Genomic DNA, 12039 nt, shown 5'->3' on the forward strand with positions numbered 1-12039 from the left:
TTTATTTTTAATTAAAAATATCTGAAATTAATATAAATAAAATCTAAAACAATGGCAATAAGAAAATATTGTAAAAAAATGTAAGGTAATATCAAAAAGAAACTTTAATAAAAAGATATAAAAAAAATAGTAATATTAATCTATTAAAAAAATATAAAGTAAAGTTAATATAATATTATTATAAAAACGAAAAGTTGATTTTAATATTTTGTTCTAAAAAATTTTGACTGGTTAAAATTTTAAAATTTTGTATAATTAAGAATTATTATTAAAAGTTATTTATAATATTTTTAATAGCATTTATATTCTTTTCATTTAGATAATTTTTTCCATTAGATGTGTACATAAAATTGATAAGATCTTTGTAATTTTCAGTTATTTTATATCTTACCATTTTCATAGTTGAATTTATTATTTTATTTTTTTCAGAAAAAGCTTCTTCAATAATTATAAAAGTAGAAGGGATCCATTTTTTCTGAAATTTATCTTTATATTCAGGTAATCTATTAAAATTATAAAATTCTTTGTTTATTTCTCTTAATATTTTTTCAGTATCTTCTAAATTTTTATATTTTATAAAATTTTTGAAATTATTTAAATCAAGAGTAATTAAAGAGACAGTATATTTTTTATGGTCATTATATAACATAACCTGGTAAATCAAATCAGATGAGTTAACAATTGCTTCTTCAATTTCTTCAGGAGAATATTTTTCTCCATCTTCAGAAATTAATAATGCCTTTTCTCTTCCAGTAACTACTAAAAAACCATCTTTATCAAAATAACCTAAATCTCCAGTATAAAGCCAACCATCGTTAATAGTTTTGGTAGTAGCTTCCTGATTTTTAAAATAACCTTTCATAACATTATCACCTTTTATAACAATTTGACCCTTTTCCCAAATTTTAGCTTCTTCACCATTGTCTTTAATTATTTTACAATCAATAGATTTTAATACACAACCTGAAGAACCTAATTTATGTTTTTTTGGTGTATTTGTAGATATAACAGGTGAAGCTTCGGATAAACCATATCCCTGAAATACAGGAATTCCTAAAGTATAAAAAAACTCTTGTTGCTTTATATCCAATAAAGCACCACCACCAACACAAAATTTTAAATTATTTCCAAAAATAGAAGTTATTTTTGGAAAAATAACTTTCTTTGCAAATTTGTAAGGTAAATAATTTATAAGTTTTGTAAAAAGGCCAGTTTTGTTGAAACCATTTCCATTGTATTTTATACCAGCATTTAATCCAGAAGTGAACAAAAAATTAATTAATTTCCCTTTTTGAGCTACACCTTCTTTAATTTTTTTCATAAAATTACCAGTAATTGCAGGCACAGTTAAAAGGAAATCAGGATTGGTTTCTTTTAAATTGGAAGGAATATTTTTAAGCATAGAAAGATTTCCACCTCTTGCATCAACGAAAAACAAATTAATAGCTTTAAAAAGAGCACCATATAAAGCAACAGTATGAGCAAATGAATGGTCTATTGGTAAAATAATTAGAGTTTTGTAATTTTCTGGAATTTTGAATATATCAACAGAATCTTCAACATTAGCATAATAATTTTTATGAGTTAACATTATTCCTTTAGGATTGCCAGTTGTACCTGAAGTATATAAAATACTAACAACATCATCTTCTTTAATTGTTTTAACTATATTATCAATTAGATCTGGTTCAGTTTCTAATCTCTTTTTCCCTTTTTTATAAAGTTCTTTGTAAAAAATGATATTATTTTGATTTACATTTACTTCATATTTATTTATTAAATAATCAAGTATTTCATCATTATCATCCAGGTAAAATATTTTAAAGTTTTTATTTTCAATTTGATTATAGATTTGAAAAAGTTTTTCAATATTATTTTTTGAAATAAAAATACCTTTTGCTTCAGAATGATTAAGTCTAAAAAGCAATTCTTCAGGTAATAGCTTAATTGATAATGGAACAGAAATTGAATTTAAATGAATAATAGCAAGTTCAGCTATAACCCATTGACTTCTACCTTCTGATAATATTGCAATTTTGTCATTTCTTTTTATTCCATAATCATCTAATCCTGCAGCGATGATATAGGTTTCTTCTTTAGCATCTAAAAAAGATTTAGATACCCAACCTTCATCTGTTTTGTCAGTTAAATAAGGTCTAAATTTGAATTTTTCTACACTATAATTTAGCATTTCTATAATAGTTTTCATTTAATTCTCCTGTTCAATATGGTATAAATACATATAATATAAATTAGTTTTAAAGTCAAATATTAAAAGTTAGATAAAATTTATAAAGAAATAGTTGTTTCTTTAATTTATATTTTTTATCTTATAATCAAAAGAATTTTATAAATTAATTTAATTTTTATTGTTTTAATAATGAGATAAAATAAAGATATTAAGAAATAAAAATTCTTGATTGCAAAAAATACTATATTTTAATGGAGTTTTTAATGGAAAATCTTGAAACAATTTCAAAAGAACTTGGAACATTCCATTTACATTCTAAATTTAGTGATGGAAAAAATACTATAAAAGAAATTTTAGATTATGCATCAAATAACAGTATAAAAAGAGTTGGTTTTTCGGACCATGCACCTTTGCCATTCAATAAAGTATGGACAATGAAAGATCAAAGATTAATAGATTATATTGAAACTATTGATAATCTAAAAAAAAGTTACAAAGAAAAAATAGAAGTTTATAAAGGTTTAGAGGTTGATTATATAAAAGAATATAAAGGTAATTTAGATATAAAGAAAAAATATAACCTTGATTATATAATAGGTTCAATACATGGTTTTGTATATAATAATAACTTTTATACAATTGATGGAGACATAAGCAATTTTAATACTTTGTTAAATGATAAATTTAATAGCGATGCAAAAAAGATGGTTACAACTTATTATAAAAGTATAATGGAAATGATAGAATATTTAAAGCCAGATATTGTTGGTCACTTTGACTTAATAAAATTGCATAATAAAAATGAAGTTTTATTTAATGAAGAAGAAGTATGGTATAAAGATATTGTTGTTGAAACATTGGAAAAAATAAAGAAAAAAAATTTAATTGTTGAGATAAATACTGGTGGTTTTTACAGAGGGAAAGTTAGAAGTTTTTATCCTTCATTTTGGATAATAAAATTACTAAAGGAAATGGATATTAAAATCATGATAAATTCAGATTCCCATTGGAAAGAAATGTTGCTAGCTTCTAATAAAGAAGCTATTGAACAGGTTAAAAATTTAGGATTTAAAACAATATGGTATATAAAAAATGGTAAATTTTCTAAATTTATATTTGATTAATTGGATTTTAATATATAACAAAATGTATCTCGTAATTTAATTATATGGATAATGTTTAAATTTAAATATATAAAATGGAAAAAAATATTCAAAAGAATGTTTAAAATAATGAATTCAACAAATAATAATTGAGATTTTTTAATGCTTTTAAAAAAAAATATTAATATGGATTTATTTTTTAAAATTTATTTATTATGTAAAAGAACTGATAGTTCATTAATTATTTTATCTGTAATGAGCAAATAGTAATTTGAATGTTTAGTAAATTCTACTTTTTCAAGGTTTAAATCATAAATAAGAAAATTTTCAGGTAGAAGTTTTTTGTAAGGGTTTTTATTAGAATTATCTGGTTCTAAAATAATTAAATTGTTTGTAGTTAAAAATTTATTTTTAGCAAAAAATAAGATTATATAAATTTTTTTATTGTGAGTTTCATAAAATTTAAAAATTTCTTTTTTAAATAAAGTTAAGTTTTCTAAAAAATCATTTTTTTCAAAAGAGTTGTTTAATCTTTTTTCATAATCCTCATTACTTTGTTCCATATTATAAAAATTTAAATTTTGAATAATTTTGATTAATTTTTCCCTTTCTTTAGAAGATAAATTTAATTTCAGATCACTTAACCTGTTAGAAATTGAGTTAATTTTAGAATCTTTTGCAATTATTTCAGGATAGAGGTTTTTAACTGAAAATCCAATATACTTCATTTTTTCAATATATTTATTCGAAGAAGCAGAAAGTGCTTTGTCTTTTCTTGATTTAATAAAATAAAAACCAGTAGTGTAAGGTCTATGGGAGAAATTATCTACTAATTCATAGATATTATTGTAAAATTTATTCCATTCAGGAAAATCATTGAAAAATTCTTCTGGTTCATTGATATATCTTTTTATAATTTCATCTTCAACAAATAACTTATTATCAATTGTATCAGAATTTCTATTTACTTGAATATTTAAATTATCATAATTGTATTTATCATTATTAATATCATTCTTATTGTTGTTTTTAATATTATATTTTTTAAGATTTTGAATTTTATTAAATTTATATTTTAATAAAGAAAATGCTTCATCAATTGCATATCTATATGCTAAAGTTGTTGCAGAAATATAATGGTTAGATTTCATTCTACCTTCAACTTTAAATGAGTCAATTCCTGATAAAATTAATAATGGGATATATTTTAGAAGATTGAGGTCTTTTGAAGACATAATATATGTATATCCATTATCCTCAATAGCTTCAAAAACTTCATCATCTCTCTTTTTCTCTATTATTTTATATTCCCATCTACATGGATGAGTACACATCCCTCTATTTGCATCTCTATAAGTTTTATTTTTATCTGGAGTGGAAGTTTCAGGGGATGTCATATACAGTGAAAGCAAGCATCTTCCAGAGTAAGAGATACACATTGCACCATGAACAAAAGTTTCTAATTTTAAATCTGATTTTTTTGATTTTAATTGATTTTTTATTTCAAAAATCTCTTTTAATGTTAGTTCTCGTGCTAATATAATTCTATCAATTCCAAGACTTTCATAGAATAAAGCTGACATAAAATTAGTTGTGTTTGCTTGAGTAGAAATATGAACTTCAAAAGGGTTAATGTTATTTAATTTTTCTCTTTTATCAAGAATAAGTTTCAATGCACCCAGGTCGGATACTATTAAAGCATCAGGGTCTACATATAAAATTTTATCCAGACTTTGTTCAAATGATTTTATATCTTGATTATGCATAAATATATTTGTTGTAATATAAATTTTTTTGTTTTTGCTATGCACAAATTTTGAAATTTTTGTTAGTTCTTTAAGGTTAGCAAAATTTTTATTATACCTAAGACCAAATTGATTAGTTCCAGCATAAATACTATCAGCTCCAAATTCAATTGCGAAATTAGCTTTTTGTAAATTTGCAACTGGTATTAATAACTCAGGTTTTGAAAGAATCATAATTATCCTTTATTCCAATAAAATATTTTGTAAAAAAATTATAGTTTTTTTTATTATTATAGATAAATTAATTAAAAATTAAATAATTAAACAATGTTACTTAATAATGTTTTATTTAAATAAAGAATAATAAATTAGTTAAAGAATGTAAATATTATTTTTAAATAAGGATTTAAATTATGTATGAATCAAAATGGTATGATCATAAAATTTTAGAAGAAAAAGTATTTATGTTTTACCGACTTAGTAATAGAATAAAAGCTTTAATTAGTTTTTTACTCCTAATTTTTATTTTTATTTATTATAGGTTTGAGTTTAAAAATGATATAAATTTTTGGTTTGAATTAATATTTTGGTTTATCGTTATTTATTTACTTTATATGGGAATTTTAGTTGATGAAACTATTTTTAATAATAAAACAAAAAACATATATATTAAAAAAGGGATTTTCTTTTTAAATAAAAAAAAGAAAATACCCTATTCATCAATTGAAGAAATTGCAATTATAAAACATGAAATTGGATACAAAAAAAAAGTTGTTTATGAATTTACAATTCATTTTAAAAATGGAGATAAAATTAAATTTGGTATTTTTAAGAAAAAAGATTCTCTAGAAAAAATTAAAAAAGTAATTTTAAAATCATTAAATATTCATTAAAAATTAAAATCGCTACTCAATTTTAAATAAAATTTGTAATTTGTTTATATCATGATTTTTTTTATAAATAATGTTGTATTCAGGTTAATCAATGTTAAAAAAAAGTCAATAACTGTAAAAATTATTTAAAAAATACTTGACATTTGTAAATTTGTATTGATATTTATATATGAAAAATTGATAGGAGGAATTTATATGAAAAAAGGAATCAAAATAGCTGGTATAGTGATATTGGCTATTTTAATGGTTTTTGGTTTATTCGCTTGTAAAAGTGGAACTGCTGCAAAAAAAGAAGAAATGGTATTCAAATTCAATAATGGTGCTGAACCTGAAACATTAGATCCATCTATAATGAGTGGTGTGCCTGAGTTTAGAATTGCTATGCAAATTTTTGAAGGTTTAACTGTATATAATCCAAAAGATTTATCCCCAATGCCTGGTGTTGCAGAATCCTGGGATATTTCACCTGATGGTAAAGTTTATACTTTCCATTTAAGAAAAACAGCTAAATGGTCTGATGGAACTCCTGTAACAGCAAATGATTTCAAATTTGCATGGACAAGAGCTTTAGCTCCAGAAACAGCTTCTCCTTATGCATATCAATTATGGTATATTAAAAATGGTGAAGCTTATACTAATGGAAAAGCTAAACCAGAAGATTTAGGAATTGAAGTTGTTGATGATTATACTTTAAAAGTAACTTTAGAAAATCCTACTCCATATTTTTTAGGATTAACTTCATTCCAGACTTATATGCCAACTCCTAAACATGTTATTGACAAAGTTGGTACTGATAAGTGGTATTTGGCTGAAAACATAGTTTGCAATGGTCCTTTTAAATTATCTGAATGGAAACCTCAGCAAGAAATCGTTCTTGTTAAAAATGATAAATACTGGGATAAAGATAAAGTTAAATTGGACAAAGTTATTGTTTACCCTGTTGAAGATCAAAATACAGCATTAGAACAATACTTAAATGGTGAAATTGATTGGATAACAGGTGTTCCAACTGAAAGAATGGATGAAATGAAAAAACATCCTGATTTCCATGTTGCTCCATATTTAGGAACTTATTATTACAAAGTTAATGTAACTGGTAATCCACCTTCTAACAAAGCTTTAGCTGATCCTAAAGTTAGAAAAGCTTTAGCTTTAACTATTAATAGAAAATATATTTGTGAATATATTGGAAAAGCTGGACAGGTTCCTGCTTATTCATATGTTCCTTCAAATATGCCTGGATATACTGGTTATAAATTTGCTGATAAAGAAGATCCTGAACTTGCAAGAAAATTATTAGCAGAAGCTGGTTATCCAGATGGTAAAGGATTTCCAAAAATTACTATTCTTTACAATACATCTGAAGGTCATAAAAAAATAGCTGAAGCTATACAGCAAATGTGGAAAAAAGAATTAAATATCGATGTTGAGCTTGAAAACCAGGAATGGAAAGTTTATTTAACTTCTCAAAGATCTTTAAATTATATGGTTTCAAGATCTGGTTGGATTGGTGATTATGTTGATCCTAATACTTTCCTTGATATGTATATTACTAATGGTGGTAACAATAATACTGGTTGGTCAAATGCTGAATATGATGCTTTAATTGAAAAAGCTAAACAAACTACTGATAATACAAAAAGAATGCAGTATTTTCATGATGCTGAAAAAATCTTAATGACAGAATTACCTGTTATTCCTATTTACTTTTATGTAAATGTATATATGTTAAAACCTTATGTTAAAGGAATTTATGAAAATATTCTTGACATGCATCCATTAAAAGAAGTTTATATTGAAAAAGAAAAATAGTTAAACAATTTAAAGGTTTTAAAAGGGAGGGCATTTAGTCCTCCTTTTTTTTATTGAAATAATTTTTTTTATATATATCATACAGGTGGAGTTAAAAATATAACGAATGGAGACAATTCTATGTTAAAGTTTATATTAAGAAGATTGCTGAATATGATTCCTACTTTATTAATTATAATTACTATGATTTTCTTTATTATTAGACTTGTTCCAGGTGGACCTTTTGATGCTGAAAGGAATGTTCCTGAGATTATTAAGCATAATCTTGAAAAAAAATATCATTTAGATGAACCATTGATGAAACAATATTTGAGGTATATGGGAGATTTATTATTCCATGGAGATTTTGGTCCATCATTTAAGTATAGAGCCTATTCTGTAAATGATTTAATAAAGCTAAAATTTCCTGTATCATTCGAAATTTGTTCATTAGCTTTATTAATTGCCTTTATTTTTGGAGTGACATTTGGTTTGATTTCCGCATTTAAACAAAATAAATTTTGGGATTATTTTTTCATGTCATTTGCGTTATTGGGTATTTCTACTCCACTTTTTGTAGTCGCCCCACTTTTTATTCTTTTGTTTGCAAGGACCTTAGGTTGGGTACCTGTAGCAGGATGGGGGAAATTAAGCAATCTACTTGTTCCTGTTTTATCTTTAGCTTTACCATACACTGCATATATCACTAGATTAACTAAAGCTGGTGTTCTGGATATAATAAGAAAAGATTTTGTTGTAACAGCTAAAGCAAAAGGTTTATCTAATTCAACTATTCTTGTAAAGCATGTTTTAAAAGGTTCTTTAATTCCTGTTGTTACCTTTTTAGGACCTGCTTTTGCAGGTATTGTTACAGGATCTATGGTTGTAGAACAAATTTGTTCGATCCCTGGAATGGGAAGAGATTATGTTTTAGCAGCATTTAATAGGGATTATACCTTAGTAGCTGGTGTAATGATAACATATGCTGCTTTACTTATGGTTATGAACTTTATAGTTGATATTATTTATGCATATTTAGATCCAAGAATTAAATATTCTTAAAATTGGTAGAGTTATTAGAAAAAAAATTAATAATCAGAAATGAAAATTAGTAAATAATATTAAAAATATATAAAAAGTAACATAAAAATATTAATAGTTAGAAATTAAAATTAATGAAATAAATAAAATATGGAAAAAGTAAGGTTTAAAAAAATTAAAGTAAGTATTTGAATGTAAAAATTATAATTTCTGGGAGTCAAATATATGGATAAAAATAGAGTTTTATCTGCAGAAGAAGTTAAGGGTGTATCACTATGGTTAGATGCCTGGAGAAGGTTAAAAAAGAATAAAATGGCAATTGTAGGTGGAATTATTGTCATGATTTTCATTTTAATAGCAATATTTGCAAATGTAATTGCACCATATTCATATGAAACAATAGATATGCCAAATCAATATCAACCACCTTCTAAACAACATTTGTTTGGAACAGATAGTTTAGGAAGGGACCTTTTTTCCAGGGTTATATATGGAAGTAGAGTTTCATTAGCAGTTGGTTTTGTAACAGCGTTTGTTGCTCTGGTAATAGGGGTTACTTATGGAGCAATTGCTGGGTTTGCTGGTGGAAAAGTTGATGAAGCAATGATGAGATTTGTTGATATTTTATATGGTCTTCCATATATGTTCTTTGTAATTTTGTTAATGGTAATTTTTGGTAGAAAAATATATATGTTGTTTATTGGAATTGGTGTAGTATCATGGATGACAATTGCAAGAATTACGAGAGGACAGATAATTAGTTTGAAAAACAATGAATATATTGAAGCAGCTAAGACAGTTGGGGTATCAAGAAGTAGATTAATATTTAAACATCTATTACCAAATGCTGCTGGCCCTATAATTGTATATATTACATTAACAATTCCTTCCGTAATGTTACAGGAAGCTTTTCTTTCATTTATTGGTTTAGGTGTTCAAGCTCCAATGACTTCCTGGGGTCTTTTAGCCTCAGAAGGTAAGAATGCAATTACAACTTATCCCTGGTTAATATTAGCTCCTGGTATTACACTGGCAGTTGTTTTATTTTCATTAAACTTTTTAGGTGAAGGGTTAAGAGATGCTTTAGATCCATCAATGAAAAATAAGGTTTAGAATTTTAAAAACAAAATGAAAATATGAAAAAAAATTATAAAAGAAAAATTATATTTAATAAAAAAATGGGGTAATTTTATGATAAATGATAAATTATTGGTAGTGAATAATTTAAAAACAGTTTTTAAAACAGATGAAGGTATAGTAGAAGCTGTTAATGGAGTTTCCTTTGATGTTTATAAAGGGGAAGCTTTAGGTATTGTAGGTGAGTCTGGTTCTGGAAAGTCTGTAACAAATTTAAGTATTATGGGGTTAATTCCAACACCTCCAGGAAAAATTCTTGGTGGAGAAGTGTATTTTGAAGGTAAAGAAATTTTAAATATTCCTGAAAAAGAAAAAAGACAGATTAGAGGTAAAAAGATTTCAATGATTTTTCAGGATCCAATGACTTCCTTAAATCCATATTTAAGAATATCAACACAAATGATAGAAGGTTTAATTTATCATGATAATTTAACTAAAAATGAAGCTCTGGATAAAGCGATTGAACTTTTAGGGTTAGTTGGAATTCCTAATCCAGAAAAAAGGATATACTCTTATCCTCATGAATTTTCTGGTGGTATGAGGCAAAGAGTTATGATTGCAATGGCTTTAACTACAAATCCCTCTTTATTAATAGCTGATGAACCGACCACAGCATTAGATGTTACAATTCAAGCTCAAATTCTAGAATTAATTAAAAAAATTCAACATGAAATTGGAATGTCTTTAATTTTAATTACTCATGACCTTGGTGTTGTTGCTGGTATGACTGACAGAATTGTTGTTATGTATGCTGGTCATATAGTTGAACAGAATACAACAAATGAACTTTTTACTAAACCAGCACATCCATATACAGTTGGATTATTGAAATCTATTCCAAGATTAGATGAAGATACTAAGGGGAAGTTGTTTTCAATAAAAGGTTCTCCTCCTAATCTAGTTGATATGCCAAATGCATGTCCATTTTATCCAAGATGTGATAGGATGTTACCTATTTGTACAAAAGAAAAACCAGAATTGAAAAAATATTCTGATAATCATTATGTTGCCTGTCATAATCCAATTTATTAATTAAAATTGAAAAAAATATTATAAAATATTAATTTTAATTAAAATAGATAATTATATTAGAAAAAAATTAAAATTTAATATAAAATCCAAATAAGAGGTTATAAAATGGAGAATTTATTAAAAGTTGAAAATTTAAAAAAATATTTTGTTGTAGGGCATAAAGATTTTTTTAAAACTAAACCAATATATTTAAGAGCTGTAGATGGAGTATCTTTTGAAATAAATAAAGGAGAAACTTTAGGATTGGTTGGTGAATCCGGTTGTGGTAAGTCAACATTGGCAAGGACTATTATTAGATTGTACGATCCTACAGCAGGAGATGTATATATCAATGGTGAAAATATAGCTAAAATGAGTCATAAAAATTTAATACCAAAAAGAAGAAATATACAAATGATTTTTCAAGATCCTTATGCTTCATTAAATCCAAGAATGACGGTTGGTGATATAATTGCCGAACCTTTAGAAGTTTTTAGAAGCCTAAAATTGCTTGATATAACAAGAAAAGAAATAAAAGAACAGGTAAAATATTTACTTGAGGTAGTTGGTTTGTCAGGTTCACATATAAATAGATATCCTCACGAGTTTTCTGGTGGACAAAGACAGAGAATTGGTATAGCTAGAGCTTTAGCTTTAAAACCAAAATTGATTTTATGTGATGAACCTGTGTCTGCCCTTGATGTTTCAATTCAAGCACAGATTATTAATTTATTACAGGAATTACAGGATAAATTTTCTTTAACATATCTTTTTATTGCTCATGATCTATCTGTAGTTAAACATATATCAAATAGAGTTGCTGTAATGTATTTAGGTAAAATTGTTGAAATTGCTGACTATAAAGATATTTATAATGATCCAATGCATCCATATACAAAAGCTTTGCTTTCAGCAGTACCAATTCCAGATCCTGAAAAAGAAAAAAACAGAAAGAGAATAATACTGGAAGGTGATGTTCCTTCTCCTATAGAGGAATATAAAGGATGTAGATTTTATGATAGGTGTTATAGTAGAATGCCAATTTGTAAAGAAAAAGAACCTGTATTAAAAGAAATAAAAAATGGGCATCAAGTAGCCTGTCATTTGTATTAGTAAAAAAAGGGATT

General features: G+C 25.2%; 9 protein-coding genes. 7 read left to right on the top strand and 2 right to left on the bottom strand.

Annotated features, from left to right (window positions below):
- Positions 1 to 268 precede the first annotated feature (268 nt).
- Positions 269 to 2209, bottom strand: a complete 1941-nt coding sequence (locus ACZ5EC_RS10255; RefSeq protein ID WP_464302391.1) for an AMP-dependent synthetase/ligase — start codon at positions 2207 to 2209, stop codon at positions 269 to 271.
- A 245-nt stretch (positions 2210 to 2454) separates the two neighbouring features.
- On the opposite strand from ACZ5EC_RS10255, the gene ACZ5EC_RS10260 reads away from it, so the two are divergent.
- Positions 2455 to 3315: a histidinol-phosphatase gene (locus ACZ5EC_RS10260; protein WP_464302392.1), complete on the top strand. Its 861-nt coding sequence runs from the start codon at positions 2455 to 2457 to the stop codon at positions 3313 to 3315.
- Positions 3316 to 3500: 185 nt separating this feature from the next.
- On the opposite strand, the gene ACZ5EC_RS10265 is transcribed toward ACZ5EC_RS10260, so the two are convergent.
- Positions 3501 to 5273 carry a peptidase U32 family protein gene (locus ACZ5EC_RS10265; protein ID WP_464302393.1) on the bottom strand — a complete coding sequence of 591 codons (1773 nt, stop codon included), beginning with the start codon at positions 5271 to 5273 and terminating at the stop codon, positions 3501 to 3503.
- A 179-nt stretch (positions 5274 to 5452) separates the two neighbouring features.
- Between ACZ5EC_RS10265 and ACZ5EC_RS10270 the strand changes: the two genes are divergently transcribed.
- The 6 genes from ACZ5EC_RS10270 to ACZ5EC_RS10295 all read left to right on the top strand — a co-directional run bounded on the left by ACZ5EC_RS10270 (position 5453) and on the right by ACZ5EC_RS10295 (position 12025).
- The gene (locus ACZ5EC_RS10270; RefSeq protein ID WP_464302394.1) at positions 5453 to 5932 is read left to right on the top strand and encodes a hypothetical protein; all 480 of its coding nucleotides are present in this window, start codon (positions 5453 to 5455) and stop codon (positions 5930 to 5932) included.
- Positions 5933 to 6127: 195 nt separating this feature from the next.
- Entirely contained in the window at positions 6128 to 7744 is a 1617-nt protein-coding gene (locus ACZ5EC_RS10275) for a peptide ABC transporter substrate-binding protein (RefSeq protein WP_464302395.1), read from the top strand.
- Between the two features lie 120 nt (positions 7745 to 7864).
- On the top strand, positions 7865 to 8785 hold the full coding sequence (locus tag ACZ5EC_RS10280) for an ABC transporter permease subunit (RefSeq protein WP_464302396.1): 921 nt from the start codon (positions 7865 to 7867) through the stop codon (positions 8783 to 8785).
- 204 nt (positions 8786 to 8989) lie between these two features.
- Positions 8990 to 9877: an ABC transporter permease gene (locus ACZ5EC_RS10285; RefSeq protein WP_464302397.1), complete on the top strand. Its 888-nt coding sequence runs from the start codon at positions 8990 to 8992 to the stop codon at positions 9875 to 9877.
- A 78-nt stretch (positions 9878 to 9955) separates the two neighbouring features.
- A complete protein-coding gene (locus tag ACZ5EC_RS10290) occupies positions 9956 to 10933 on the top strand; it encodes an ABC transporter ATP-binding protein (protein WP_464302398.1) in 978 nt (325 codons plus the stop codon).
- A gap of 105 nt (positions 10934 to 11038) precedes the next feature.
- The gene (locus ACZ5EC_RS10295; RefSeq protein ID WP_464302399.1) at positions 11039 to 12025 is read left to right on the top strand and encodes an ABC transporter ATP-binding protein; all 987 of its coding nucleotides are present in this window, start codon (positions 11039 to 11041) and stop codon (positions 12023 to 12025) included.
- The last annotated feature ends 14 nt before the right edge of the window (positions 12026 to 12039 follow it).

Source organism: Exilispira thermophila (assembly GCF_055389015.1).